General features: G+C 65.6%; 20 protein-coding genes. 9 read left to right on the top strand and 11 right to left on the bottom strand.

The genetic code is table 11. From position 1 onward, the window contains the following. Positions 1 to 38 precede the first annotated feature (38 nt). From MRBLMS1_RS18975 to MRBLMS1_RS18940, 8 genes are all read left to right on the top strand, one after another. On the top strand, positions 39 to 929 hold the full coding sequence (locus MRBLMS1_RS18975) for a carbohydrate ABC transporter permease (protein ID WP_485881087.1): 891 nt from the start codon (positions 39 to 41) through the stop codon (positions 927 to 929). After that, positions 917 to 1,744: a carbohydrate ABC transporter permease gene (locus MRBLMS1_RS18970; protein ID WP_338679584.1), complete on the top strand. Its 828-nt coding sequence runs from the start codon at positions 917 to 919 to the stop codon at positions 1,742 to 1,744. Before MRBLMS1_RS18975 ends, MRBLMS1_RS18970 begins: the two co-directional genes overlap by 13 nt. A 10-nt stretch (positions 1,745 to 1,754) precedes the next feature. Beyond that, complete coding sequence (locus MRBLMS1_RS18965; protein WP_485881085.1) at positions 1,755 to 2,795, top strand: NAD(P)-dependent alcohol dehydrogenase; 1,041 nt, start codon at positions 1,755 to 1,757, stop codon at positions 2,793 to 2,795. Between the two features lie 2 nt (positions 2,796 to 2,797). Beyond that, complete coding sequence (locus MRBLMS1_RS18960) at positions 2,798 to 3,922, top strand: ABC transporter ATP-binding protein (protein WP_128142093.1); 1,125 nt, start codon at positions 2,798 to 2,800, stop codon at positions 3,920 to 3,922. Positions 3,923 to 3,956: 34 nt separating this feature from the next. Further along, complete coding sequence (locus MRBLMS1_RS18955) at positions 3,957 to 4,847, top strand: AraC family transcriptional regulator (RefSeq protein ID WP_230519138.1); 891 nt, start codon at positions 3,957 to 3,959, stop codon at positions 4,845 to 4,847. A gap of 17 nt (positions 4,848 to 4,864) precedes the next feature. Next, entirely contained in the window at positions 4,865 to 6,346 is a 1,482-nt protein-coding gene (xylB, locus tag MRBLMS1_RS18950) for a xylulokinase (protein WP_485881082.1), read from the top strand. Between the two features lie 168 nt (positions 6,347 to 6,514). Further along, entirely contained in the window at positions 6,515 to 8,143 is a 1,629-nt protein-coding gene (locus MRBLMS1_RS18945; RefSeq protein WP_485881080.1) for a methyl-accepting chemotaxis protein, read from the top strand. 168 nt (positions 8,144 to 8,311) lie between these two features. Continuing rightward, positions 8,312 to 10,126: a putative bifunctional diguanylate cyclase/phosphodiesterase gene (locus MRBLMS1_RS18940; RefSeq protein WP_083292508.1), complete on the top strand. Its 1,815-nt coding sequence runs from the start codon at positions 8,312 to 8,314 to the stop codon at positions 10,124 to 10,126. Here MRBLMS1_RS18940 and MRBLMS1_RS18935 read toward each other — a convergent pair. The 11 genes from MRBLMS1_RS18935 to MRBLMS1_RS18885 form a co-directional block, all read right to left on the bottom strand. Continuing rightward, positions 10,117 to 12,564 carry a TonB-dependent siderophore receptor gene (locus MRBLMS1_RS18935; RefSeq protein ID WP_485881077.1) on the bottom strand — a complete coding sequence of 816 codons (2,448 nt, stop codon included), beginning with the start codon at positions 12,562 to 12,564 and terminating at the stop codon, positions 10,117 to 10,119. The genes MRBLMS1_RS18940 and MRBLMS1_RS18935 overlap by 10 nt on opposite strands. A gap of 91 nt (positions 12,565 to 12,655) precedes the next feature. Continuing rightward, positions 12,656 to 13,609, bottom strand: a complete 954-nt coding sequence (locus MRBLMS1_RS18930) for a FecR domain-containing protein (protein WP_485881075.1) — start codon at positions 13,607 to 13,609, stop codon at positions 12,656 to 12,658. After that, entirely contained in the window at positions 13,606 to 14,133 is a 528-nt protein-coding gene (locus tag MRBLMS1_RS18925) for a sigma-70 family RNA polymerase sigma factor (RefSeq protein WP_485881073.1), read from the bottom strand. Before MRBLMS1_RS18925 ends, MRBLMS1_RS18930 begins: the two co-directional genes overlap by 4 nt. 5 nt (positions 14,134 to 14,138) lie before the next feature. Next, a complete protein-coding gene (locus MRBLMS1_RS18920) occupies positions 14,139 to 14,504 on the bottom strand; it encodes a DUF3325 domain-containing protein (protein WP_485881862.1) in 366 nt (121 codons plus the stop codon). Next, on the bottom strand, positions 14,504 to 16,126 hold the full coding sequence (locus MRBLMS1_RS18915) for a PepSY-associated TM helix domain-containing protein (protein ID WP_485881071.1): 1,623 nt from the start codon (positions 16,124 to 16,126) through the stop codon (positions 14,504 to 14,506). The genes MRBLMS1_RS18920 and MRBLMS1_RS18915 overlap by 1 nt, the downstream gene beginning before the upstream one ends. Beyond that, complete coding sequence (locus MRBLMS1_RS18910; protein ID WP_485881069.1) at positions 16,123 to 16,458, bottom strand: DUF3649 domain-containing protein; 336 nt, start codon at positions 16,456 to 16,458, stop codon at positions 16,123 to 16,125. Before MRBLMS1_RS18910 ends, MRBLMS1_RS18915 begins: the two co-directional genes overlap by 4 nt. 2 nt (positions 16,459 to 16,460) lie before the next feature. Then, positions 16,461 to 17,207 (bottom strand): DUF4198 domain-containing protein, encoded by a 747-nt coding sequence (locus MRBLMS1_RS18905; RefSeq protein ID WP_485881067.1) that lies wholly within the window; start codon positions 17,205 to 17,207, stop codon positions 16,461 to 16,463. A gap of 51 nt (positions 17,208 to 17,258) precedes the next feature. Further along, positions 17,259 to 19,520, bottom strand: coding sequence for a TonB-dependent siderophore receptor (locus MRBLMS1_RS18900; protein ID WP_485881065.1), 2,262 nt, complete (start codon positions 19,518 to 19,520; stop codon positions 17,259 to 17,261). Between the two features lie 273 nt (positions 19,521 to 19,793). Then, complete coding sequence (locus MRBLMS1_RS18895) at positions 19,794 to 22,190, bottom strand: TonB-dependent siderophore receptor (protein WP_485881063.1); 2,397 nt, start codon at positions 22,188 to 22,190, stop codon at positions 19,794 to 19,796. Positions 22,191 to 22,276: 86 nt separating this feature from the next. Next, positions 22,277 to 23,386, bottom strand: a complete 1,110-nt coding sequence (locus MRBLMS1_RS18890) for a FecR family protein (protein WP_485881061.1) — start codon at positions 23,384 to 23,386, stop codon at positions 22,277 to 22,279. Beyond that, entirely contained in the window at positions 23,386 to 23,871 is a 486-nt protein-coding gene (locus MRBLMS1_RS18885; RefSeq protein ID WP_485881059.1) for a sigma-70 family RNA polymerase sigma factor, read from the bottom strand. The genes MRBLMS1_RS18890 and MRBLMS1_RS18885 overlap by 1 nt, the downstream gene beginning before the upstream one ends. Positions 23,872 to 24,042: 171 nt before the next feature. On the opposite strand from MRBLMS1_RS18885, the gene MRBLMS1_RS18880 reads away from it, so the two are divergent. After that, positions 24,043 to 25,674, top strand: coding sequence for an alpha-D-glucose phosphate-specific phosphoglucomutase (locus MRBLMS1_RS18880; protein WP_485881057.1), 1,632 nt, complete (start codon positions 24,043 to 24,045; stop codon positions 25,672 to 25,674). Positions 25,675 to 25,891 lie beyond the last annotated feature (217 nt).

The raw sequence follows: 25,891 nt of genomic DNA, 5'->3' as shown, positions 1-25,891 counted from the left end.
GCCTTTTGGGTGAAAAAATGAAGCTCGAAAGCCATCCTATGCCACACTCCATCCATAAAAAACGCCACACCTGGCTGCCCGCCGTCTTCCTGACCTTGCCGCTGCTGGTCCTGCTGGTACTGGGCCTGGTGCCCAGTATCGCCGCCATCAACCTGGCCCTGCAAAACCGCGTGCTGCGCTACAGCGACAGCGATTACGTCGGCTTTGCCAATTTTCTCCGCCTGTTCGGCGACCGCCGCTTCCTCAATGCCGTGCAGGTATCGGCCATCTGGGAAGTGGTCACCGTGGCCGGCTCGCTGATCGTCGGCGTGCTGCTGGCCGTGTTCCTGTTCGAGAAGGTCAAGGGACGCACGCGTGACATCATCGCGCTGCTCTTGATCGTGCCCGTACTGCTGCCGCGCGTGTCGGCCGCCTTCATCTGGAAGTTCATGTATTCGCCGCTGATGGGTATCCTCAACTGGATGCTCGAATGCGTGGGCCTGGGCGGCACGGCCCTGCTGTCCGACCCCGCCACGGCCCTGTATGCGGTGGCGCTGGTCGACATCTGGCAGTGGGGCCTGTTCTTCGGCGCCGTCATCCTGAAACTGCTGGAAACCCTGCCCGGCGAACCGCTGGAAGCGGCGCGCCTTGACTACGCCAGCACGCTCCAGGTGTATGCGTATATCGCGCTGCCCATGCTGAAGGTACCCATCATGAGCCTCGTGTTCATCAAGATGGTCGAGTCGCTGCGCTCGTTCGACCTGATCTACGTGATGACCAAGGGCGGCCCCGGCATCTCCACCGAAACCCTGGACATGTATGCGTATGCGCAAGGCATCGGCCTGATGGGCAAGGTGTCCTACGCATCGAGCATGGCCGTGCTGATGATGCTGGCCACGACCATTATTTTCACATTGCTCTGGAAGCGAGTCGCCAAATGGGAAAACTGACTATCCGGCGCGGCGTGGACCATGCCGCCACCACCGCCATTACCACCGTGATTATCCTGGTGGCGCTGTTCCCCATCCTGTGGGCCGTGCTCAATTCCTTCAAGGAGCTGATGGACATCGTCACGCCCGTGCCGCGCTTTTTCTTCAGCCCGACACTGGCCAACTACAAGCAGGTGCTGGCCAGCCCGGAAGTGCTGACGGGACTGGGCAACAGCGTGGCCATCGTCGGCGTTGCCGTGCTGCTGGGCGCCGTGCTGGGCGTGCCCGCCGCGTATGCGATCGCCCGCTATCCGATCCCGGCCAAGAAGGATATCCAGTTCTTCCTGCTGTCGCTGCGCTTTTTGCCGCCGGTGGCCGTCGCCATTCCCTTGATCTCGATCTGGATCGACCTGGGCCTGTACGACTCGCGTCTGTCGATGGTGGTGACGTATCTGCTGGTGACCCTGTCGACCATCATCTGGCTGTCGATTCCCGCATTTGCCCGCATCCCGAAAGAGATCGAGGAAGCGGCCGCGCTCGATGGCTACGGCCCTTACCAGGTGTTCTGGTACGTGGCCCTGCCGGTAGCCTCGAAAACCCTGATGGGCGGCATCGTCTTCAGCTTCGTGCTGGTCTGGAATGAACTGATGATCGCGCTGGCGCTCACCTCGTCGAAAAGCATGACCCTGCCCGTGGTGGCATCGGCCTTTACCTCGATGGGCCAGGAAGTGCCGTGGGGCGTGGTGAACGCTTCCACCGTGCTGCTGGCGCTGCCGCCGCTGCTGTTCGTCGGCATCCTGGGACGGCTGCTCAACTCCATGCTCAAACATAAATAAGGAATTAATCATGCAAGCACTCGTACTGGAACAAGCGCATTCCATCACCTTGCGCGACATCGACCTGCCGCTGGCCATCGGCCCGCGCGACGTGAAAATCAGGATTCACACCGTGGGCATCTGCGGCAGCGACGTGCACTACTTCAAACATGGCAAGATCGGCCCCTTCGCCGTCGAAGCGCCGATGGTGCTCGGCCACGAGGCGTCCGGCGTGGTGGCCGAAGTGGGCGATGACGTGACGCACCTGAAGGTGGGCGACCGCGTCTGCATGGAGCCGGGCGTGCCGCAGCTCGATTCGCCGGCCACCATGCGCGGCCTGTACAACCTCGATCCCGCCGTGCGCTTCTGGGCCACGCCGCCCATCCACGGTTGCCTCACGCCGTATGTCGTGCATCCGGCCGCCTTTACCTTCAAGCTGCCCGACAACGTCAGCTTCGGCGAAGGCGCCATCGTCGAACCGCTGGCCATCGGCCTGCAGGCGGCCAAGAAGGCGGCCATCAAGCCGGGCGACGTGGCCGTGGTGATCGGCGCCGGCACCATCGGCGCCATGAATGCGCTGGCCGCGCTGGCGGGCGGCTGCTCGCGCGTGATACTGGCCGACCTGGTGCCGGAAAAACTGGCCCTGTTCGCCGGCAATCCCGCCGTGACCACGGTCGACGTGCGCCACACCAGCCTGTTTGATACGGTGCGCGAGCTGACGGACGGCTGGGGCGCCGACATCGTTTTCGAGGCCAGCGGCAGCATGCGCGCCTACGACAACATCGTCGACCTGCTGTGCCCGAACGGCTGCCTGGTGCTGGTCGGCATGCCGCCCGAAAATGTCCCTTTCGATATCGTCGCCATCCAGGCCAAGGAAGTGCGCATCGAGTCCGTGTTCCGCTACGCGAACATCTTCCCGCGCGCGATCGCCTTGCTGGCTTCCGGCAAGATCGACGTCAAACCCTTCATTTCGCGCACCTTCGGCTTTGCCGACGGCGTGCGGGCGTTCGAGGAAGCGGCCCAGGGCCATCCGCGCGACGTCAAGATCCAGATCGAACTGGCAGGAGACTAACCATGGCAAACATCACTTGCAGGCAGCTGCACAAGACTTATGACGAGAAGACGGCCGTGCTGCAGCCGTTCGACCTGGAAATCGATGACGGCGAATTCATCGTCCTGCTGGGGCCATCGGGCTGCGGCAAATCGACCTTGCTGCGCATGATCGCGGGCCTGGAAGACATCAGCGGCGGCGAGCTGCACATCGGCGGCGCCATCGTCAACGATTTGCCGCCGCGCGCGCGCAACGTGGCGATGGTGTTCCAGAACTACGCGCTGTATCCGCACATGACGGTGTACGACAACATCGCCTTCGGCCTGCGCCGCCTGAAGGTGCCGAATGACGAGATCGAGCGCCGCGTGCGCGAGGTGGCGGCCATCCTCAGCCTGGACAGCCTGTTGGAACGCAAGCCGCGCGCCATGTCGGGCGGCCAGCAGCAGCGCACGGCCATTGCGCGCGCCATGATCAAGACGCCGCAAGTGTTCCTGTTCGACGAACCGCTGTCGAACCTGGACGCCAAGCTGCGCGCGCAGCTGCGCGCCGACATCAAGCGCCTGCACCGCCGCCTGCGCACCACCACCCTGTACGTCACGCACGACCAGCTCGAAGCCATGACCCTGGCCGACAGGGTGGTGCTGATGAAGGGCGGGCATATCGAGCAGATCGGCACGCCGGCGGAACTGTACAACCATCCGCGCACCCTGTTCGCGGCAGGGTTCATTGGCACCCCTGCCATGAACTTCATCGATGGCGTCGTCGAGAAGGATGGCTGGCAAACGGTGCTCGTCTGCGCCGGCTACCGCTGGCCATTGATATCGCCCCGCTTCACCGCGCTGGCCGAGGGCACGCGCGTGGTGTTCGGTTTGCGGCCGAATCACTTGCGCGCGGCGCTGCCGCAGGAGCAGGCAGGCACGCATGGCCTGGCGTGCGTGATCGACCTGGTCGAGCTGCTGGGCGCCGAAGCGCTGATCAGCTTCCAGTGCGGCGCCCTGACCTTGTCGGCGCTGCTGCCGGCGAACGCGGCCAACAGCGCGGCGCAGGTGGGCCAGACCCTGGCGCTGGCCTTCGATGAAGAGCACATGCACCTGTTCGACGCCGACAGCGGTCTGGCTTTGGCGCTCAATGCCCAGGTAAGTGGTTAGAATAGCTGGCAACGAGACCGCGTAAGGAACTGCCGTGACGCCTGACCTGGAACTGATCCACAAACCGATCCATGAATCGTTTCGCGCGTGGGCGCACGGCTTTCCGCACACGGTGGCGAAATGGCATTTTCATCCCGAGTACGAACTGCACTTCATCATCACGTCAAACGGAAAATTTTTCATCGGCGACCATATCGGCAGCTACGGGGCGGGCAATCTGATCCTGACGGGGCCGAACCTGCCGCACAACTGGGTCAGCGAACTGCCGGAAGGCGTGGTCTTGCCCGAGCGTGACCTGGTGCTGCAGTTTTCCGGCGACTTCATCGAACGCTGCGCGCTGCTCTTCCCTGAAATGGCGCCCCTGAAAGCGCTGCTGGGCGAGGCTGCCAGGGGCTTGCAATTTCCCGATGCGCTGGGCCTGCGCCTGGTGCCGCTGATGAAGGAATTGACGACGGCGCAGGGCTTGCGCCGGGTTGAACTGTTTACGCGCCTGTTCGGCGAGCTGTGCGACTGCCGCGAGCGGCGGCCCCTGGCCAGCGTCACCTATCTGGCGCAGGCGGGCCGCTACATGTCGTCGACCATCAACCTGGTGCTGGCGTATATCAAGCAGAACATCACGCTCGATTTTTGCGAGCAGGACGTGGCTGACGTGGCGGAGATGAATACGCTCAAGTTCACGCGTTTCTTCCGCAAGCATACGGGCACCTCGTTCATCCAGTACGTGAACCAGGAGCGCATCGCGCTCGCTTGCGAACTGCTGATGAATACGGACATGAAGGTCACCGATATCTGCTACCGCACGGGGTTCAACAACCTTTCCAATTTCAACCGCCAGTTTTTGGCCCACAAGCAGATGTCGCCGTCGAAGTTCCGCTCCTGCCTGCTGATGAACATGCCCGATCCGTCCGGCGACGGCCATTCTTAACTTTATTCTGGAATCAAATGACTTATCTCGGTATCGATATCGGCACTTCCGAAGTCAAGGCCATCCTCACCGATGACGCGCAAACCATCGTTGCCAGCGCCGGCGTGACCCTGCGCGTGTCCAGCCCCCATCCCGGCTGGTCGGAACAGAATCCCGAAGACTGGTGGCACGCCACCCTGGACGTCATCGCCGCCATCCGCGCCGCCCAGCCGGTGGCGTTTTCCGGCTTGCGCGGCATCGCCCTGTCGGGCCAGATGCATGGCGCCACCCTGCTCGACAAGCAGCAGCACGTGCTGCGCGCAGCCATCCTGTGGAATGACACGCGCGCCTTTGCCGAATGCGTGGAACTCGAGGCGCTGGTGCCCGAGTCGCGCGCCATCACGGGCAACCAGGCCATGCCCGGCTTCACGGCGCCCAAGCTGCTGTGGCTGCAAAAGTACGAACCGTCGCTGTTCCGCGCCACGGCCAAGGTCTTGCTGCCCAAGGATTACGTGGCCCTGCGCCTGACGGGCGAGTATGTCTCCGACATGTCCGACGCTTCCGGCACCTTGTGGCTGGACGTGGCCAAACGCGACTGGTCGGAGCGCATGCTGGCCGCCACCGGTTTGACGCGCGAGCACATGCCGCGCCTGGTCGAAGGCAGCGCCGCCGCCGCGCAGGTGCGGCCATCGCTGTGCCAGGAATGGGGCATCGCGCACCCGGTGCTGCTGGCCGGCGGCGCGGGCGACAATGCGGCGGCGGCTGTCGGCCTGGGCGTGGTGGAGCCGGGCGCCGGCCTGCTGTCGCTGGGGACGTCCGGCGTGCTGTTTGCCGGCAGCGACGGCTTTGCACCGAATCCGGGCCAGGGCGTGCACGCGTTCTGCCACTGCCTGCCCGAGCGCTGGCACCAGATGAGCGTGATCCTCAGCGCCGCGTCCAGCCTCAGCTGGGTGGCGCGGCTGACGCAGTCGAGCGACATCGGCGAATTGGTCAGCCTGGCGGAAAACGTCGAGGCGCGCACGGCGCCCATCTTCCTGCCGTATTTGAGCGGCGAGCGCACGCCGCACAACGACGCTGCCGCGCGCGGCGTGTTCTTTGGCCTGTCGACGGAACACGGCCGGGCGGAACTGGCCTACAGCGCGATGGAAGGCGTGGCTTTTGCCATGGCCGACGGTAATGCGGCCCTGCGCAGCGCTGGCACGCATCTGGAAGAAGCATCGTTCGTCGGCGGCGGTTCGCGCAGCCGCTTCTGGGCCCAGCTGTGCGCGAATGCCTCGGGCTTGCAGGTGCTGCGCCACGACCACGGCGCGGCTGGCGGCACCATGGGCGCGGCGCGTCTGGCGCAGATGGCGGTGACGGGCTTGCCGCCCGCGCAAGTGTGCACGCGGCCTGCCGTGCAGGAGACAATTGCGCCGCAAACCTCCGCCGTGCTGGACGAACGGCTGGCGCGCTACCGGCGTCTGTATCCGCTGCTGCGCGAGGAATTTGCCGGCGCGGCGGCCGACGGCGTGGCCGGATAGTTAACTTTTCCTTGTAATTTGTTGTTTCTATGTTGAAAGTGTTTCTCTAACGAAAGCGTTGCTTGGTTTTTCATGGGGCGCGCCGCATGATTTCCCTATTTGGTGAGAATTGGATAGTTTTTGGCAGCGCCTTTGTTGCCATCCTGTTCTTGCCGCCGGGAGAAACACATGCAACTTGCGAATCTGAAAATCTCCGTCCGCCTCGGTCTGCTGGGCGCCTTCTTCTTTCTTGCGCTGGTGTTCGTCGGCGCGCGCGGCTGGAGCGCGCTCGACGCGGCCAGTGCGCGCAGCGCGGACGCCATGCAGCGCGCCGTGGCCCTGACGGAAGCCATCGACGCGGCACGCAGCGCGCAGGTGGAATTCAAGATCCAGGTGCAGGAGTGGAAAAACATCCTGCTGCGCGGCGGCGATGCGGCCGCCTTCCAGCGCTACCGCGAAGCGTTCGTCGCCAGCGGCGCGCAGACGCGCAAGGAATTGAAAAGCCTGCAATCGATGATGGCTTCGCTGGGGCTCGACACGGCGCCCGTGGCGCAGGCGCTGCAGGCGCACGACGCGCTGGGCGTGAGCTACCTGGCGGCCCTGCAAAAATTCGATGGCGCGCGCGCCGACAGCGCCCACGTGGTCGATGCGCTGGTCAAGGGTATGGATCGTGAACCGACGCGCCAGATCGACGCCATCGTCGCTGCCATCGGCAAGCAGTCGCACAGCCTGATGGCGCAGATGAAGGAGCAGGACGCGGCCGCGCATCGCAGCGCCAGCATCGTCATGCTGGCCACCGTGCTGGTGACCCTGGTGGTTGGTACCGTCACCGTGTGGTGGCTGATCCGCAGCATCACGCTGCCGCTGGGCGCGGCCGTCGGCATTGCCCAGCAGGTGGCGGCTGGCGACTTGCGCGCCGTGGTGGCCGATGGCAGCCGCGATGAAATCGGCGACCTGTTGCGGGCCCTGAAAGCCATGAGCGGCAACCTGGCCGCCATCGTGGGACGTGTGCGCACCGGCACGGACGCCATCGCCACGGCCTCGGCGGAAATCGCCAGCGGCAATATGGACCTGTCCTCGCGCACGGAAGAGCAAGCCAGTTCGCTGGAAGAGACGGCCGCCTCGATGATCGAGCTGACGTCCACCGTGCGGCAGAATAACGAGAATGCCGACCAGGCGCGCCAGCTGGCCGGCGGCGCGTCCGACGTGGCGCAGCGCGGCGGCGCAGCCGTGGCGCAGGTGGTGCAGACCATGAGCCATATCAATGCCTCGTCCAAGCGCATCGTCGACATCATCGCCGTCATCGACGGCATCGCCTTCCAGACGAATATCCTGGCCCTGAATGCGGCCGTGGAAGCGGCGCGCGCGGGCGAGCAGGGGCGCGGCTTTGCCGTCGTGGCGACGGAAGTACGCAGCCTGGCGCAGAGGTCAAGCGCGGCGGCCATGGAAATCAAGCAGTTGATCGGCGAATCCGTGCGCACGGTGGAAGAGGGCAGCGTACTGGCCGGCCAGGCGGGGCGCACGATGGATGACGTGGTGAGCAGCGTGCAGCGCGTGAACGCCATCATCGGCGAGATCGCCGTGGCGAGCGTGGAGCAGCGCGACGGCATCGAGCAGATCAGCATCGCCATCAGCCAGATGGATGGCGTGACGCAGCAGAACGCGGCCCTGGTGGAGCAGGCCGCCGCCGCCGCGGACGCGCTGCAGCAGCAGGCGGCCAGCCTGGCCGACGCCGTCAGTATCTTCAAGCTGCATGGCACGCCCGGCGTGGCCGCAGCGGCGGGTTCCGCCCCGGGCAGGACGCTGTCGCTGGCCTGAAGCGGGCGTGCCACGCGCCGCTTGATGCCAGTCAAGCGGCGCCCGATCAGGCAAATATCGCGCCAAAATTCTTATATTATTTCCTTTCAGCATGTATCTGCGCCCGGCCGCATGGCGCACGTTGCAAAGGAAAACCATGTTCCGTACTTTCCGCCTGCCGGGTGACGCATGACGGCGCTGCTGCTGGCGCTGTGCCTGGCCCTGGCCATGGTGCTCGCCGTGCTGCTGGCCTGCCAGTGGCGGGCGGCGCGCATGTGGCGCATGCGCCATGCGACGGGCGTGGTGCTGCAGGCGGCACAGGCTCAGCGCATGGCCGATGCGCTGGCGCTGCTGCATGCGCTGCCGGCGGCCGTCATCGGCACCGACCACGATGGTGTGGTGCGGTACCTCAATCCCCGCGCCAGCGCCATGGGCGGCTTGCAGGGCGACGATGGCCCGGGCCAGGCCGTGACGCAGCTGCTGCCGCTGTTCCATGACGGCACGCCCATCGATGCGGCGCGCCAGGTGCGCGACTGCGTGGCGCGGCAGGAAGTGCTGGAAGTGGCGCGCGGCGCCGTGCTGCTGCGCCATCTCGACGGCAAGCGCATCGACGTGCAGTACAGCTGCGCGCCGCTGGCGCAGGGCGGCGCGGTGCTGCTGCTGCACGACGTGTCGGCCCGCCGGCGCGCCGAGCAGCAGCTGGAATTCATCGCCCACCACGATGGCTTGACGGGCTTGCCGAACCGTTTGCATTTCCAGATCCGCTTCGAGCACGGCATCGCCTACGCGCGCCGCCACCAGGGGCTGCTGGCCGTGCTGTTCGTCGACATCGACCGCTTCAAATCCATCAACGACAGCCTGGGGCACGACGTGGGCGACCAGGTGCTGACGGAGTTCGCGCGCCGGGTGCAGCAGTGCGTGCGCAAGGTCGATACGGTGGCGCGCCAGGGCGGCGACGAATTCATCATCCTGCTGACGGAACTGCGCACGGCGCACGATGCCGAGCGGGTGGCCGAGAAAATCGTCCGCGCCATCGCCGCGCCCTTCGTCATCGGCGAATACAGCCTGTCGGTGGCGGCCAGCGTGGGCGTGGCCCTGTACCCGGACGACGATGACGACGTCAATGCGCTGATCGAAAAGGCCGACCTGGCCATGTATGCGGCCAAGCGCCACGCGCCCGGTACTTGCCAGCGCTATGCGCCGCGCATGCAGACGCAGTCGTATTCGCGCACCATCCTCGAGACGGCCCTGCGCCACGCGCTCGAACGCAATGAATTCGTGCTGTACTACCAGCCGCGCATGGACTTGAAGACGCGCAGGATCACGGGCGTGAAGGCGCTGCTGCGTTGGAAGCACCCGGAACTGGGCCTGATGATGCCGCTCGACTTTTTACCGGTGCTGGAGGAAAGCGCCTTGATCCTGCCAGTCGGCGCCTGGGTGCTGGCCACGGCCGTGGAGCAGGCGCGCAGCTGGATCGCGCAGGGGCAGATGCTGACGGTGTCCGTCAGCCTGTCCGCGCGCCAGTTCTACCAGCGCGATATCGCGCGCAATTTCGCCGCCGCGCTGGAGGCGGCCGGCGTGCCGGGCCATTGCATCGAACTGGAAATCGCCGCCGGCATCCTGATCGACAGCAACCAGAACTGCGAGCTGATACTGCGCCAGTTCCGCCAGCTGGGCATGGCGATCGCCATCAGCGATTTCGGCACGGGCGACGCCTCGCTCACTTACCTGAAACGCTTTCCCACGGATGCCGTCAAGATCGAAAAGTGCTTCGTCGACGACCTGGGCAAGCCGGGCGGTGATAGCGCCGTGGTGCGCGCCATCGTGGCGATGGCGCGCACGCTCGGACTGCGCACCATCGCCGGCGGCGTGGAAAGCGGCGAGCAGCTGGAACTGCTGGCCGAGATGGGTTGCGACGAAGCGTTCGGCTATTTTCTCGGCCGCGCCGTGGCGCCCGAGGACATCGAGGCGCTGCTCAAAAGTAGCGAAGCCATTCAGAACTGATAGCGCAGCGACAGCATGGCGTTGCGCGGATCGCCGTAGTAGCCGCCCATGCCCGTCGAATAGTAGCGCTTGTCGAAGACGTTATTGACGTTCAGGGTCGCCACCAGCTGCCTGCTGACCTGGTACTGCGCCATCAGTCCCGCCACCGCATACGCCTTCTGCGTGAAGCGTTCGCCATTCGGTCCGCGGTCGTCCATGTAGATATCGCTCTGCCAGTTCACGCCGCCGGCCAGCACCAGGCCAGGCATGCCTTGCGCCAGGCGCCAGGTGGTCCACAGCTTGGCCATGTTTTGCGGCTGGTTGGTCTGGATGCGTGCGCCGGCGGCATTGCGGATGCGGCTATGCGCATAGCTGGCCGTCAGCTGCCAGTCGGGGCGCAACTGGCCCGATACTTCCGCCTCGAAGCCGCGCGTGGTGGCGCCCTTGACCGTGTGATAGGCGTAGGAGCCGCCGCCCGTGCCGATGATCCAGACATTGCCCGGATCGGCTTCGGCCAGGTTTTCCTGCTTCAGCTGGAAGAGGGCGGCGCTGGTGGTGAGCTTGCCGCCGAAGAATTCACCCTTGGCGCCCACTTCGTAGTTCTTGCCTTCCAGCGGCGCCAGGAAGCGGCTGTTGACGTCGCGCTGGCTTTGCGGCGTGAAGATGCTGGTGTAGCTGGCATAGGCCGACCAGTTTCGGCCCAGGTCGTAGACGAGGCCCGCATACGGCGTGATCTTGCCGTTTTCGCGCATCGCGTCGTACAGGTCCGTGTCGGCATCGTAATCGCTGCGGATGTCGCGCTTCCAGTACGACAGGCGCGCGCCCAGGATCACCGACAGCGCGTCCGTCGGGCGCAGGCGCAGCGTCGAATACAGGCCGCTTTCGCGCTCCTTGTCGTACGAGCTGCCCAGGCGCGTGCCGCTGTAGTCGGGCACCGGCATGTCGCCATTCCAGGCGTGGATATTCGGCACCGCATGATCATAGCCGGCCAGGCGCCAGCCCGGATAGATGGGGCTATTCGTCTCAAGTTCCGAGGCGCTTACGCCCAGCACCAGTTCGTGCTGGCGGCCGAAGGCCTGGAACGGTCCGCTGACGTACGCGTCGAGCGAGGTCTGTTGCGGCTTGCTGTGCCAGTTGGCCAGCCACAGCCGCATGCCGCCGCCCGTCACGCGGTCCGGGTAGCCATTGCCGGAAAAACCCTGCAAGGCGTCGTACTGGTTGCTGCTGCGGCTGACGGCCAGCTTGGCGATCCAGTCGTTGTCGAAATAATGGTCGAGCGTGGCAAACAGCATGCTCTGTTCGCGGTCATACGTGCTCCACGCGGCCGTGCCGTTCATCGAGCGGGGGAAGCGGGTCTGCGAGCCGTCGGCATAGAACATGGGGAATTCGCGGCCCGCGCCCTTGAGCTTTTCCTGCTGGTAGTTGATGCCGGCGCTGAGCACCGTCGACGGCGTCAGGTCCGCTTCGACGATGGCGTACAGCACGTCCTTTTTCTGCCGGTAGCGGTCGATGAACGAGCGCTGGTCTTCATGCGCGGCGACGAGGCGCGCGCGTACCTTGCCGTCCGCCGTCAACGGCGTCGAGACGTCGCCTTCGATGCGGTAGCGGTCCCATGATCCCAACTGCGCGCCGGCCGTGGCGGCAAAAGCGCGCCCCGGGCGCTTGCGCACCAGATTGACGGCGGCCGACGGGCTGCCCGTGCCGCTGATCAGGCCCGTGGCGCCGCGGATGATTTCCACGCGGTCGTAGATGGCCATGTCGTAGGTGCGCGCTTCCAGGTTCTTGCTGGTCGGGATACCGTCGAACATGTACGACGTCACTTCGAAGCCGCGTGAAAATACCTGATCGTATTCGCGCGTGCTCGACGAATGGTCGACCGTGATGCCGGGCGCCTGCACCAGCACGTCCTGCAAGGTGCGCAAGCCCTGGTCGTCGATCTGCTGGCGCGTGATGACGCTGACGGCCTGCGGCGTTTCGCGCAGCGACAGGTTCAGGCGCGTGGCGCTGGTCAGGCCCGCGTAGCCGCGTTTGCCTTCCGTGGTGCCGTCGCGCAGGGCGCTGGAACTGACGGCCACTTCGTCCAGGGTGGCGGCGATTGGCGCGCCGGTCGATGCGGCACCCGCCTTGCGCAGCACGTAGCTGCGTTCCCCGCTGGGCAGCGCCTCGAGGCCCGTGCCGGCCAGCAAGCGGGCCAGTGCCTGCGGCACCGTGTAGCTGCCGCTCAGGCCAGGCGTGCGCACGCCTTGCAGCAGTTCGGCCGCCGCGCCCACGCTCACTTTTGCTTCGATGGCAAAGCTGGCGATGGCGGCGGACAGTTCGCCGGCCGGCACGTGGAAGACCGTTTGCGCGGCGGCTGGCGCGGTGGCATCGGCCGCCATGGCCGGCGCCTGCGCCAGCGACAGCAGGATCAAGGCGCTGCCGATGGCGCGCGCGAGGGGAGTCAAACGGGGTAGTTGCATGGTCTGGCCTTTCCGGTGAGTGTCGTTGTAAGGTATCGTTGTAATACCCTCAGGACAGGTCACGGCGAAAAAAAGGGCCAACTTTTAACAATTATTTTTTGCGGGCCGCGATGGTGACCCAGTACGGGGTGCGATACAGCACGTCGACGGGCAGCATGCGCGCCAGGCTGTCCAGCACGGCGCCCGTGTCGTCGAGCTGGAAGGCGCCCGACAGGCGCAAGCCCGCCACTTGCGGCTCCACGCGCAGCAGACCCGGGCGGTAGCGTGACAATTCGGCAGCGAAGGTATCGAGTCGCATGTCCTGCACCGCCAGCATGCCGCGCGCCCACGCATCGGCTTGCAACGGCGCCGGCGTGGGCAGGCCCGCGTGATTGGCGTCGAAGCGGCTGTGCTGGCCCGCCACGAGTGTGCGGACGGTGGCGGAGGGCGCGCGCGGCGTGATTTCCACCGCGTGTTCGAGCACCGTCACGCGGCTGCCGTCGTCGTCGACGCGCACGGTAAAGCGCGTGCCCAGCGCGCGGATGAGGCCATGGCAGGTGGCGACGATGAAAGGGCGGCTGCCCGCATGGTCGGGGCGCGTCTGCACCAGCACTTCGCCGTGGCGCAGGGTCAGCCGGCGTTCGCTGGCGCCATACGCCACGTCGACGGCGCTGTCCGTGTTGAGCACCACGGTGCCGCCATCGGGCAGCGAGACTTCGCGCCGTTCGCCCACGCCGCTGCGGTAATCGGCCAGCATGTCGTGGCGCACCAGCAGCCAGGCTGCGGGCGCCGCCATCAGCGCCAGCAGCACTTGCACGGCCACGCGGCGCTGCGGCCGGCGCAGCACGGGCACGGCCAGGTCCGGCGGCAGCAGGCCTGCCGTCTGGCTCACCTGCTGCACCCGGTTCCAGGCGCGCGCGTGTTCCGGGTCGCGTGCACGCCACTGGGCGCTGGCGGCCAGATCGTCCGGCGTGGCCTGGCCCGACTGCTCCAGCAAATACCATTCGACGGCCTGGCGCGCCACCTTGCGCGACAACGGTGGATATGGCGAAGTGGCCGCGCTCATGCCGGCAAGTCCTGCGCCAGCAGCACGCATTCGGTCAGCGCCTCGGCCATGTAGCGTTTCACGGAGCGCTCGCCGATGCCCAGCTGCGCGGCGATGTCCGCATAGGCATGGCCTTCGATCTGCGCCATGATGAAGACGGCGCGCACCTTCGGTTTCAGGCCGTCGAGCATGGCGTCAACCGCTTGCAGCGCCTGCAGGATTTCCGCGCGCTGCTCGGCCGATGGCACGTGCTGTTCGGGCAGGGCGGCCAGCGCGGCCAGCCACGCGCGTTCCAGCGACTGGCGGCGCAGGTGGTTGATCAGCAGGTGTTTGGCGACGGTCGCCAGGTAAGCCTTGGGCGCGCGCAGGGCCGGCGTGTGCGGCTGCATGGGCGCGCTGGCCAGCAGGCGGGCGAAGGTATCGTGCATCAGGTCGGCCGCTTCGGCAGCATTGCCCAGGCGCCGCTGCAGCCAGTGCGCCAGCCAGCCGTGGTGCGCGCGATAATGGCTTTCCAGCTGCGTGGGCAGCAGGGGTGGCATGGCCATGATAATTACAGCACTGCCAGCGCGACGGCGGCCAGCAAGGCCGCCACGCCGATCATGCGCGCCAGGCGAATGGCCTGGTGGGGCGCATACGGCAGCAGCCAGATCAGCAGCAAGCCGCAGCCCGTCAGGCTGCCGACCCAGTAGACGAGGCCATAGCCGCCGCCCGCGATGTGCATGGCCCAGGCCAGGGCCGCCGCCAGCGCCAGCCAGCCCGTCCACTGCAGGCGGCGGCGCAGCGGTGCGGGCGGTTCGGCGCCGCGTCCGTGCAGGTCGGCGTAGTGGCGGTCCATCGCCAGGCACAGCGAAGACAGGCCCGCATAGCACAGGGCAAAGACAAGAAAATTCGCGAGGAAGTTCGACAGCAGCTCCATCACGCGGCCTCCATCGTCTGCGCCGGTTGTACTGGCGCCGCCTTGGCCGCTTTCACGGGCAGCGGTTTCAACTTGAACGCCGCATACGCGAGGCCCAGGCCCAGCACCAGCACCACCAGGTCGAAGGCGGCCACCGCCACGGGGCCACGGCCCAGGAACAGCGTGACGCCCAGGTGCGAATTGGTGGTGAAGACGTTCAGCACGGGCAGCGACGCCAGCAGGAAGGCGCCGGCGGCCAGCTGCATGCGCCACATGGCGCGCGATGGGCGCAGCTGGGCGATGATGGCGGCCAGGGCCCAGGCGCCGAAGAAGCAGGCGATTTCCTCTTGCGGCCGGTCTTCCATCGCCACGGGCAGCAGGCGGTTGGCCCAGAAGTAGGCGCCGAAGGCGATCGGGATGCCGGCGATGGCGCCGATGTTGAGCGCCTCGACCAGGCGCAGGCCGAAGCTGGCGCGCTTGCCGGCGGCCAGCGCCTTGGCCTGCTTCTGGCGCGTCTTGACGGCCCACAGCAGGGCGCCCGTGGCGACCATGGCGCAGCCGGCCAGGCCGGACAGGAAGAACAGGGCGCGCAGCAGCGGGCCGCCGAAATGCGCGACGTGCAGTCCCACCATCACGCCTTGCGTGGCGGCGGCGCCAGGCTGTGCGTCACCGTCGGTCGACAGCAGCTTGCCGGAAACGCCATCGAATTCCATCGATGGCTGTTTCGACGACATGTCGCGCCCGCCCGCGCGCGTCAGCGAAATGGTGGCGTTGGCGTCACCCGGATGGCTGACGGAAATGCGTTCGACCTTGCCGCCGCCCCAGTGCTGTTCCGCCTGGCGCACGAGGGGTGCGAGCGCCGTCAGCGGCGCGGCCACGCCGGCCGGCTTGCTGTCGCCCGAGCGGCCGGGAAACGCCTCGGCGAAGAAGGCATCCTTGTCGCCCTTGTAGGCGGCCGTGGCGCCCGATGGCATGTACAGGAACATCAGCGTGACCAGGCCCGTGTAGGTGATCATGATGTGGTAGGGCAGGGCCAGCACGGCCGTCACGTTGTGCGCATCGAGCCACGAGCGCTGGCCTTTTTTCGGACGGAAGGTAAACAGGTCCTTGAAGATGCGCTTGTGCGTGACGATGCCGCTGATGATGGAGACGAACATGAACATGGCGCAGAAACCCACGATCCAGCGGGCCCAGATGGCCGGCATGTAGTGCAGGTCGAAGTGCAGGCGGTAGAGGAATTCGCCGCCCCGCGTCTCGCGCGGCTTGGACAGCACATCGCCCGTGGCCGGATCGGCCTTTTCGCTATGAAAATTGCCGCGCCGTCCGCGTTTCTTTTCGCCCGGTTGCGATGGCTTGCTCCAGCCCAGTTGCGTGGCGGGGCTGCGCTCGCCGGGCAGGCTGATGAACCAGCGCGTGGCGCCCGTGGCCCGCTCTTCCATCGCTTTTTGCGCGACCTTGGCCGCTTCCTCGGTGCTCACTTGGCTGGCGGCGGCGCCGTGCAATTCGGGCTGCATCCACATGGTGATTTCGTTGCGGTAGTAGCTGGCCGTGCCGGCGCAAAACACCAGCAATAAAATCCAGCAGACGAGCAGGCCGGACCAGGTGTGCAGCCATGCCATCGACTGGCGGAAACCTTCTTTCATGCGAGACTCCAGGATAGTGCGTCCATCCACTGCAGGATGGCGGCGATGACGGCGGCCGGTATCAGAAGGCCCAGCCAGGCGCGCAGGGCGCTGCGCGTGGCGAAGACCCACATCACGGCGCAGGTGTAGATGGCAAACGACAGCAGGGTGGCTGTCATGACGGCTTCGGAACGGGCCATGGGCAGGCTCACCGACAGCAGCATGGTGACCAGCGCGGCCAGCACATAGCCGCCGACGATGGCCGCCACGCTGCGCGAGGCCACGTCGAGCCGGTACACGGCGCCGGCGGACAGCCGCAGGCGCGGCATTTTAATGATGGCTGGCGCTGGCATGGTCAGTCGTGATCCTTGCTGGGCGGCAGGGCCGGGCCGGCCGGCAGCGGCGTCACGCCTTGCGGCTGCACCAGGCTCAGGGTGGTCACGAACATCGCCTTGTCATAGGCTTGCGCGCCGCGCTGGCCGGCCGTCTTGTCCGTGTGCTGCACTTCCAGCACATAGGTGCCTTTCCAGGGCAGCGGGAAGCTGACCAGGCCTTGCGCATCGCTCCACGCTTCCTTGCCCCAGCCCGACTGCACCACGGCGTTGACCTTGGCTTGCGCCAGCGGCTTGCCCTGATAGCTGACCTGGAACTGGCCTGGTTTGCCGGTCGGCACGAGGTCCAGGGTCAGCGCTGGCGCCTGCGCCTTGCCGTCGGCGATCAGGCGCGCGGCCGGGACCCACACGGTGCGCGTGGCCTTGCCATCCTTTTTCTCTTCCCACGACGGGTAGTTGTCTTCTTCGACGATGATGCTTTCGCCGGCGCCCACCTTGCCATTGAGGAGGAACGCGCCGGCCGTCTTGCTTGCCTGCAGCGGCTGCGTGCCCTTGGCCGATACCCACGTCACGTTCTTGATGCTGAACTTGTCGAGCAGGCCGGGCGACGCTTCGCGCAGGTTGTCGCCGAATTCGCCGAAGTAGACGCTGGCCGCCTTGCCGTCCTGCTGCAGCCAGATCTGGTGCGCGCTGGCGCTGCCGGAGGCGATAGCCGCGCCCAGCAGGGCGGTGGCGAGGGCGCCGAGGCGCGCGATGGAAGTGATGTGCATGGTGTATCCCTTATCTTGTTATGTGAGTGGAAAATCGGCTCGTATCGTGCTTCAGTACTGGTAACGCAGGTTCAGCGCCACGTTGCGCGGCTCGCCGTAATAGCCGCCGTTATAGAAGCCCACGCGGCGGAAATACGTCTTGTCGAACAGGTTGTTGACATTCAGGCTGGCCGACAGTTTCGGGCTGATCTGGTAGCGCGCCATCAGGTTGGCCAGCACGTAGCTGCCCTGGCTGACCCGGATCTTGCTTTTGTTCGGCAGGGTGGCTGTCGTGTAGATTTCGTTCTGCCAGTTCAAGCCGCCGCCGACGGTGACGTTTTGCAACTCGCCCGGCAGGCGGTAGGTGGTCGAGACGCGCAGCATATTGGTCGGCTGGATGGTGTTGGTCAGCACGCCCTTGCCCGTCTTCGATTTGTTGTGCGTGTAGCCGGCGAACAGCTGCCAGCCGCTCAAGGGGCTGCCCGACACTTCCGCTTCGTAGCCTTTGCTTTTCGTGCCCTTGCCCGAAGAGACATAGGGACGGCTGCCATCGGGCAGCACGAAGGTCAGCGGCACCGATTTGTCTTCCTCGCCCAGGTTGTCCTGCTTGGCTTCATACACGGCGAACGAAGCATTCACGGCGCCATCGAAGAATTCGCTCTTCACGCCCGCTTCCACGTTGCTGCCCGTGATCGGGTCGAGGAAGGCGTTGTTCTTGTCCTTCAGGTTTTGCGGCTTGAACAGATCGGTATAGCTGGCGTACAGCGAGGTGCTCTTGCTCACGTCGAGCACCACGCCCGCATACGGCGTGATGACGTCGTCCGTCTTGTAGGCGGAGCTGCGCTTCACGAAACGGCCCTGGGTGTCGATGCGGTCGTTATACGTTTCCCAGCGGGAGACGCGCGCGCCGGCCAGCACCTTGAAGTTGTCCGTGACGTTGATGCGCGTGGCGATGAAAGCGCCCGACTGCTTGGTGGTGGCGATGTCGCGCGCGCCCGTGCGCGTCAGCACCGGCTCGGGCACGTCGCCCGTCCAGTGGCGGAAGTCGGGGATGGTGGTGGCGTAGGGCAGCGGATCGGGCAGCAGGGTTTCATTCGTCGTGCCGGTGCGCTTCCAGCCGTTCACGCCCAGCACCAGGTCGTGCTGGCGGCCGAACAGGGTGAAGGCGCCATTGGCCGACAGGTCGAAGTTGTCCTGCTTTTCATCGTAGGGGAAGGCGCCGCTCCAGACTTCCAGGCCGCTGCCATCGCGGTTGGGAAAGCCGCTGCCGCCGTAGAACAGCTTGCCGTTCGAGGAGCTGTCCAGGCGGCCGTAGGCAGCCTTGATCTTCCAGTCGTTGGCGAAGCGGTGCTCGAGGTAGACGTATTTGTTTTCGAATTCACGCTCCCAGCTGCTCCACTTGGCCGCCATGTTGAACGAGCGGGGCATGTTGGCCGAGGTGCCGTCCGAGAAGAACAGCGGCGTGGTGCCCCAACTCGTGCCTTTCGGCGTGTTCTTTTGATAGTCGATGCCGGCCGTCAGCAGAGTGTCCGGCGTCAGGTCCGCCTCGACGATGACGGCGCCCACCAGCTTGCGTTCCTTGTACAGGTCCATATAGGAATGGCGATTCTGGCCTGCCACGACGACTCTTCCGCGGATGCTGCCGTCGGCGTTCAGCGGCGCACTGATGTCGCCTTCGAGGCGAACTTTGTTCCACGAGCCCACGGTCAGGCCGGCCGAGGCGGCGAACTCCTTGCCGGGACGCTTGTGCAGCATATTGATGGTGGCCGACGGGTCGCCATTGCCGCTGACCAGGCCCGTAGCGCCGCGCACGATTTCGATGCGGTCATAGATGGCCGTGTCGAACAGTGCATTGCTGCCGGAATTGACGGCCACGCCATCGATCTGGTAGTTGCCGATGGAAAAGCCGCGTGCCGAAAAGCTCGTGCGTTCGCTGTCGTTTTCCTGCACCGTCACGCCCGTTGACTGCACCAGCACCTCGGCCAGGCTGTTCAGCCCCATGTCGTCCATGCGCTGGCGCGTCACCACGGAAATCGATTGCGGCGTTTCGCGGATGGACAGGCCCATGCGCGTCGCCGTGGCCATCTGCTTGGTGGTGTAGGAACCCGTGTGCTCGGTCGACGCCTTGTCTTGCTGGGCCTGCACCTTGATTTCGCTCAAGGTGGTTTCTTCGGGCTTGGCGGGCGCTTCCGCTGCCAGGGCCGTGCCCGCGCCCAGCGCCGCCGTCAGCAAGGCCGAATGCACGGCGATGGCCAGCGGGCGCATGGCAACCTTGGAAATCGGTGGGGAAAACGGGCCGGCAACCATGCCGGCCAGCGAACGTGCTCGCGCCATGAAACATCCTTCTTCTCGTGCGCCTGCCGTTGTGCGGCACACAGGTATTGATAGGGAAAGGCTTGCTTGGCGTAGTGCCTGGCTGGCGCAGCGTGTCATCCAGCTGCGCACCAGCCGGTGGCCGTGTGCAGGCTCTGGCAAGAGTCTAAATGTGAATGAGAACTATTCTTATTATAGTGCGGGGTTGCGAGACATGCAAGAGTGCGATGTTGTAAACGAGCACGGCCACCGCAGGGATGCGGCGGCCGTGTGCAGGTCAAGCCAGGGGAACGCTTACAGCTGGCCGCGCAGGGTCAGCATGGCGTTGCGTGGTTCGCCATAGAAGTTGGAACCGTAGGCGGCCCACACGCGCGTGTAGTATTTCTTGTCGAACAGGTTGTTCACCGTCAGCGACAGCTCCAGCTTGGGGCTGAGGCGGTAGCCCGCCTGCAAGCCCACCGTGGTGACGGGGCCCTGCTCGAATTTCACGGGCCCGTTCAGGCGGTACATGCTGCTGACGCTGCGCAAGCCGCCGCCCACGCTGATATTATCGAGCGCGCCGGCGAGCCGGTAGCTGGTCCACAGGTTGACATTGTGGCGCGGTGCGATGAAGGTGTATAGCTGCGCCTTCTGGTCGTCGCTGCCTTCGAGGGTGCGCGTGCTGGTGTAGGAATAGCCGCTCGTGATGTTCCAGCCCGGCAGGGGACTGCCGCTCAGCTCGGCTTCCACGCCCTGGCTGCGCATCTTGCCCGCGCCGATGGAAAACAGCGGGTTGGCCGGGTCGGGCATGACGCGGTTTTCATCTTCCATGCGGAACAGCGCCGCATGCGCGTTGACGTTCTTGTCGAACAGTTCCGCCTTCAAGCCCAGTTCGAACTGCTGCCCCGTGCGCGGTTTCAGGGTCTGGCCGGCCGCGTCCGTGGTTGACTGGGGCGAGAAGATGCGCGTGTAGCTGCCGTAGGCCGACAGCTGTTTGTCGAGCTCGTAGACCAGGCCCGCATACGGCGTCAACTTGGCGTTGATCTTGTTGCTGACATCGGTGAACTGGTTGAAATATGCGTTGCGGTTGACGGTACGATTGTCCCAGTGCGTCAGGCGCCCGCCCAGGTTGACGGCCAGGCGTTCCGTTGCCTGCAGGCGGGTGCGGGCGTACAGGCCGAACTGCTTGCTGCGGTTGTCATTGCCGTTGGAAAAGGTATAACTGGGCTGCGCGATATTGTTATCCGGATGGAAGATGTTGATTGGCGCATTGTCTCCGCCGCCGTACTGGAAATTCTTGTGTACCTGGCGGTAGTCGGCGCCCACGATCAGGTCGTGGCTGCGGCCAAACGCCTGGAACGGCGTGGCCAGCCAGGCGTCGAGGCCCTGCGTCTTCCAGTGGCTGCGGTAGTTCCAGCTGATCAGGCAGCTGTCACCCGTGACAGGATCGGCCGCACAATCGGACCATCCGAAGTTGCGCGACGGTTCGTCCTGTTCGCGGTACAGGGCGGTGACCTTGAACTGGCCGCCGTTGTCCAGCTTATGTTCGAGTTCGGCAAAGTATTCGGTGACCTTTTCCGTGATGTGGTTCCAGGCCGGGTCGAGGTAGGTGGAGCGGGGCACGTCGAGCAGGCGCCCGTCTTCATGTGCGGGCAGGCCGAAGGCGGGACGGCCCTTGTATTCCTGCCAGGTGATGCCGCCCGTCAGCACGGTGCCCGGTGCCAGATCGATGGCGACGGTGCCGTACAGCAGCGGTTTTTCCGCATACACATGGTCGACGAAGGAACGCCGGTGTTCATACGCCGCCACCAGGCGGCCGCGCACCTTGCCATCCGCGCTCAGGGGCCCCGTCATGTCCGCTTCCGCATAGTAGCGGTCCCAGGAACCTGCGCTGAGCACGCCGCTGGCGGCAAAGGTGTCGCGCGCCCGCTTGCGCACCAGGTTGATGGTGCCGCCTGGGTCGCCTGCACCCTGGAACAGGCCGGCGGGGCCGCGCAGCACTTCCACGCGGTCATAGATGGCCAGACCGAAGCCGGCCGACAGGTCGCTTCCCGTGCTGGCCGGTGTCATCACGCCATCGACCTGTACGGTATCGAGCGCATAGCCGCGCGAGTAAAAATTGCCGTGGTTGCCGCCCGTGCTGCTGGCTTCGACGGTGATGCCCGTCACGCCGCGCATGGCGTCGTCCAGGCTCAGCAAATTCTGGTCGTTCAACTGCTGGCGCGTCAGCACGGAGACGGACTGGGGAATCTCGCGCAGGCTTTGCCGGCCCTTGCCGATGCTCACCGCTTGCGCCGCATACGACTTGGTCAGCTCGCTGTCTAGTGTCGCCTCCTGGCGCGCGCTGACGGTAATCTCCGCCAGGGTCGCCACCTTGCCCGTGGCGGCGGATGCCGGGCGGATGATGACGCTGTTGCCGTCGATGCTGGCGGCAAGGCCGCTGCCGGCCAGCAGGCGCTCCAGGCTGTCGGCCACGCTGAGGGTACCGCTGACGGCGGGCGCCGTTTTGCCCGCCACCAGTTCCGGCGCGAACAGCAGTTGCAAATGGGCTTGCCGCGCCAGTTCATTCAGGGCTTGCCCCAGCGGCTGGGCGGCGATGGCCAGTGTCACGGTGGGTGCCGTTTGCGCCTGCGCCAGGGGAATGCTGCCCAGGGCCAGCATGGCGGCCAGGGCGAGTGGGGCGGGTTGTACATTGAGACGGGGTGACCACATGTTGCATTTCTCCAAGTTAATTGTTTTCGATTAACTTGGTAGACGCGGCAGCGGGCAAAACCCTCACCTGCGAATGCGAACTATTTTCATTTATTTTTTTGCAGATGCATGGCCGGCGCTTGCGCAGGTGCTTTCTGTGCCATGCGGATCTCGTTGGCGCCGTCGCTGCGCACGATCTGCACGGGCAGCAGCTGGGGCAGGGCGGCCGCAAAGCGGTCGAGCTGGGCCAGGCTGAAGCTGCCGCCGATGCGCAGCTGCGCGACGGCGGGATCGCGCACGACGAAGCCCGTGTCGCCATAGCGTTCGAATTCGTCCAGCGCCGCGCCCAGCGGCACATTGTCGAAGGTGATCCTGCCGTTGCGCCATGCTGCCACGCTGCTTGGGGCCAGGCTGGCGACGGCGGACAGGCGGCCGCTGGCATCGCTGCTGACGCCCTGGCCTGCCCGCAGGCCAACCAGATCTTGTCCTGCGCCCGCCACGCGTACATGGCCATGCTGTACGGCCACGCGCAGGCTGCCATCGTGCTCGAGGGTATTCCGAACCGAAAACTGCGTGCCCACCACCGTCACTTTCAAGGGACCGCTCAGCACGTCGAAAGGCTGGCCTTGCTTAGATTGCACCTGGAACAGCGCTTCGCCCTGCGCCAGGCGTACTTCGCGGCTCTGGCGGTACAGGGTGACATGTAGCTGCGTGGCTGTATCGAGCTGCATGCTGCTGCCGTCGGGCAGCGAGACGGCCAGGCGCTGTCCGCGCATGGTGGCATACGACTGGCTGAACGTGGGTTGCCGCCACCACTGATAGCCCCCCGCGCCTACGCTGAGCAGCAACATGGCGGCTGCCGCATACGGCAAGGCGCGCAGCCAGTGGGGGCGGTGAGCGGAGGCTGGCGCAGGGGCAGGTGTCGCCGGCGGCACTGCCCAGCGCGCGGCGACCTGTGCGGGAATCCGGCGTACCGCGCGGTGCGTCTCCTTCAGTTGCGCATATTCCTGGGCGTGCAGCGCATCGGCCGCCAGCCAGGCGGCAAGCTCGGCCTGTTGCTGCGCATCGAGGTTGCCGCGCCGGCTGAACCAGGTGGCTGCTGCCAGCGCCACGCCATCTTGCGTGGCGACAAAAGCGGCATGCTCGCGCATATCAGCCTCGTCCTGCGCGGACGGGCCGAAATCGTGGCGGGGCGGGTGGGCGGTCATGGACGGCATTATGCGCATTCCCGTAGAGAACGCAACTGTGCCTGGCAACTGAGCATGCCCCGTGCGATATGTTTTTCCACCATGCTCACGGAAATGCCCATGCGTGCGGCGATCTGCGCGTGCGGCAATTCCTCGAAGACGTGCAGCACGAAGGCGTCGCGGCAGCGCGGTGGCAGGGCGTCGATGGCGGCCACGCAGGCTTGCCAGTCCTGGCTGCTTTCGAGTGCCTGTTCCGGCTGCAAGTGGCGCGGCGCGGCCGGGTGCGCGGCCTCCGGCAGCACGTCGAGTTCCTCATGCTGGCGCAAGGCGGCGCGGCGGTGATTGTCGACCAGCAGATTGCGCGCCGTGCGGTACAGCAGTGCGCGTGGTTCGCGCACGGCCGCTTCGCCCAGCACGCGCGCATAGCTTTCCTGCACCAGGTCGGCAGCAGCCTCGCGGTTGCGCAAGCTGCGCCAGCAAAAGTTCAACAGTTCTTGGTAATAGCGTGCAACCACGGCGTCCGATATATGAGTCCGCAGCCAGGAATAGTGCCGCATATGAGAATGATTCTCATTATATGTTATGCCGGGATACCGCGTTAAGCGGCTTGGCGCACCGTGGCAGACGTACAACGCTTTGCCACCAGCCCCGCATGCGTTAACATGCAAAGTTAATATGGAGGCAAGATGGCTATTCAAATCATCAATACGGCGCCGATAGCCGGCCAGCGACCAGGTACCTCGGGCCTGCGCAAGAAAGTGGGCGTGTTCAGCCAGCCGCAATACCTGGAAAATTTCGTGCAGAGCATTTTCGACACGCTCGGCGACTGCCGCGGCCAGACCCTGGTGCTGGGCGGCGACGGGCGCTACTACAATCGCGCGGCCATCCAGACGGTGCTGCGCATGGCGGCCGCGCACGGCTATGCGCGCGTGCTGCTGGGGCAGGGCGGCATCCTGTCGACGCCGGCCGTCAGTTGCGTGATCCGCAAGCATGGCGCCAGCGGCGGCATCATCCTGTCGGCCAGCCATAACCCGGGCGGCCCCGATGGCGATTTCGGCATCAAGTACAACATCGCCAGCGGCGGCCCGGCGCCCGAAAAGGTCACCGAAGCCATCTACGCTCGCACGCAGGCCATCAGCGAATACCGGATCAGCGACGCTGCCGATATCGACCTCGATACCCTGGGCACCGTGCGCATCGAGCAGATGACGGTCGAAGTGATCGATTCCGTCGCGGACTACGCGGAACTGATGCAGCAGCTGTTCGATTTCGACGCCATCCGCGCCCTGTTCGCGGGCGGCTTGCGCATCTGCTTCGACGGCATGCACGCCGTCTCCGGCCCGTATGCGACGGCCATCCTGGAAGGCATGCTGGGCGCGCCGAAGGGCAGCGTCATCAACGGCCTGCCCCTGGAAGACTTTGGCGGCGGCCATCCGGACCCGAATCCCGTCAACGCGCAGCAGCTGATCGCCATCATGGCCGCCGCCGATGCGCCGGACTTCGGCGCCGCCTCCGATGGCGACGGCGACCGCAACATGATCGTCGGCCGGCGCTTCGACGTGACGCCTTCGGACAGCCTGGCCATCCTGGCCGCCAACGCCAGCGTGGCGCCCGGCTACCGCGCCGGTTTGTCCGGCATCGCCCGCTCGATGCCCACGTCGGGCGCGGCCGACCGGGTCGCTGCCGCGCTGGGCATTCCCTGCTACGAGACGCCGACGGGCTGGAAATTCTTCGGCACCCTGCTCGACGCCGGCATGGCCACCTTGTGCGGCGAGGAAAGCTACGGCACGGGCTCGAACCACGTGCGCGAAAAGGATGGCCTGTGGGCCGTGCTGTTCTGGCTTAACCTGCTGGCAGAGAAGAAGCAACCGGTGGAAGACATCGTGCGCGCGCACTGGGCCACGTATGGCCGCAACTACTATTCGCGCCACGATTACGAAGACATCGACAGCGCTGCGGCGGCGCAGCTGATGGAGGCCGTGCGCGGCCAGCTTGCCGCCTTACCGGGCCAGGTACTCAATGGCTACACGGTGGCGCTGGCCGACGACTTCAGCTACACGGACCCCGTCGACGGTTCCGTGGCCACGCAGCAGGGCATCCGCATCATCATGACGGACGGCGCGCGCATCGTGCTGCGACTGTCCGGCACGGGCACCGAAGGCGCCACCCTGCGTTTGTACCTGGAGCGCTACGAAGCCGATCCGGCACGGCACGCCATCCCGACCCAGGAAGCGCTGGCGGAGCTGATCGCGGTGGCGCAGCAGGTCGCGCAGATCCGCGAGCGCACGGGGCGCGATGCGCCCACGGTGACGACGTAAAAAAGAAGGATGCGTAGGGCGGATTAGCGTGGCATCGCCACGCGTAATCCGACGACATTGTCAGCAGCGTTGTCGGATTACGCCCTTCGGGCTAATCCGACCTTGTATTATTCCCTTCATGCCGTTCGTGATATTGCGAACGGTATCGACCGCTGTCAAAATCTTGGTAGGCATATCAAGACCGGGTAACTGGATGCCGTATCCGCCCTTAGGCTCC

This window comes from Massilia sp. LMS1-1-1.1 (assembly GCF_040815535.1).
GTDB lineage: Bacteria > Pseudomonadota > Gammaproteobacteria > Burkholderiales > Burkholderiaceae_D > Janthinobacterium > Janthinobacterium aestuarii.
Note: the sequence above shows the minus strand (reverse complement) of the source record. Positions and strands in the feature narration are given on the sequence as shown.

Coding starts and splice junctions, on each gene's coding strand:
- MRBLMS1_RS18975 (WP_485881087.1), top strand. CDS start 39: ATGCCACACTCCATCCATAAAAAACGCCACACCTGGCTGCCCGCCGTC.
- MRBLMS1_RS18970 (WP_338679584.1), top strand. CDS start 917: ATGGGAAAACTGACTATCCGGCGCGGCGTGGACCATGCCGCCACCACC.
- MRBLMS1_RS18965 (WP_485881085.1), top strand. CDS start 1,755: ATGCAAGCACTCGTACTGGAACAAGCGCATTCCATCACCTTGCGCGAC.
- MRBLMS1_RS18960 (WP_128142093.1), top strand. CDS start 2,798: ATGGCAAACATCACTTGCAGGCAGCTGCACAAGACTTATGACGAGAAG.
- xylB (WP_485881082.1), top strand. CDS start 4,865: ATGACTTATCTCGGTATCGATATCGGCACTTCCGAAGTCAAGGCCATC.
- MRBLMS1_RS18945 (WP_485881080.1), top strand. CDS start 6,515: ATGCAACTTGCGAATCTGAAAATCTCCGTCCGCCTCGGTCTGCTGGGC.
- MRBLMS1_RS18940 (WP_083292508.1), top strand. CDS start 8,312: ATGACGGCGCTGCTGCTGGCGCTGTGCCTGGCCCTGGCCATGGTGCTC.
- MRBLMS1_RS18935 (WP_485881077.1), bottom strand. CDS start 12,564: ATGCAACTACCCCGTTTGACTCCCCTCGCGCGCGCCATCGGCAGCGCC.
- MRBLMS1_RS18930 (WP_485881075.1), bottom strand. CDS start 13,609: ATGAGCGCGGCCACTTCGCCATATCCACCGTTGTCGCGCAAGGTGGCG.
- MRBLMS1_RS18925 (WP_485881073.1), bottom strand. CDS start 14,133: ATGGCCATGCCACCCCTGCTGCCCACGCAGCTGGAAAGCCATTATCGC.
- MRBLMS1_RS18920 (WP_485881862.1), bottom strand. CDS start 14,504: ATGGAGCTGCTGTCGAACTTCCTCGCGAATTTTCTTGTCTTTGCCCTG.
- MRBLMS1_RS18915 (WP_485881071.1), bottom strand. CDS start 16,126: ATGAAAGAAGGTTTCCGCCAGTCGATGGCATGGCTGCACACCTGGTCC.
- MRBLMS1_RS18910 (WP_485881069.1), bottom strand. CDS start 16,458: ATGCCAGCGCCAGCCATCATTAAAATGCCGCGCCTGCGGCTGTCCGCC.
- MRBLMS1_RS18905 (WP_485881067.1), bottom strand. CDS start 17,207: ATGCACATCACTTCCATCGCGCGCCTCGGCGCCCTCGCCACCGCCCTG.
- MRBLMS1_RS18900 (WP_485881065.1), bottom strand. CDS start 19,520: ATGGCGCGAGCACGTTCGCTGGCCGGCATGGTTGCCGGCCCGTTTTCC.
- MRBLMS1_RS18895 (WP_485881063.1), bottom strand. CDS start 22,190: ATGTGGTCACCCCGTCTCAATGTACAACCCGCCCCACTCGCCCTGGCC.
- MRBLMS1_RS18890 (WP_485881061.1), bottom strand. CDS start 23,386: ATGCCGTCCATGACCGCCCACCCGCCCCGCCACGATTTCGGCCCGTCC.
- MRBLMS1_RS18880 (WP_485881057.1), top strand. CDS start 24,043: ATGGCTATTCAAATCATCAATACGGCGCCGATAGCCGGCCAGCGACCA.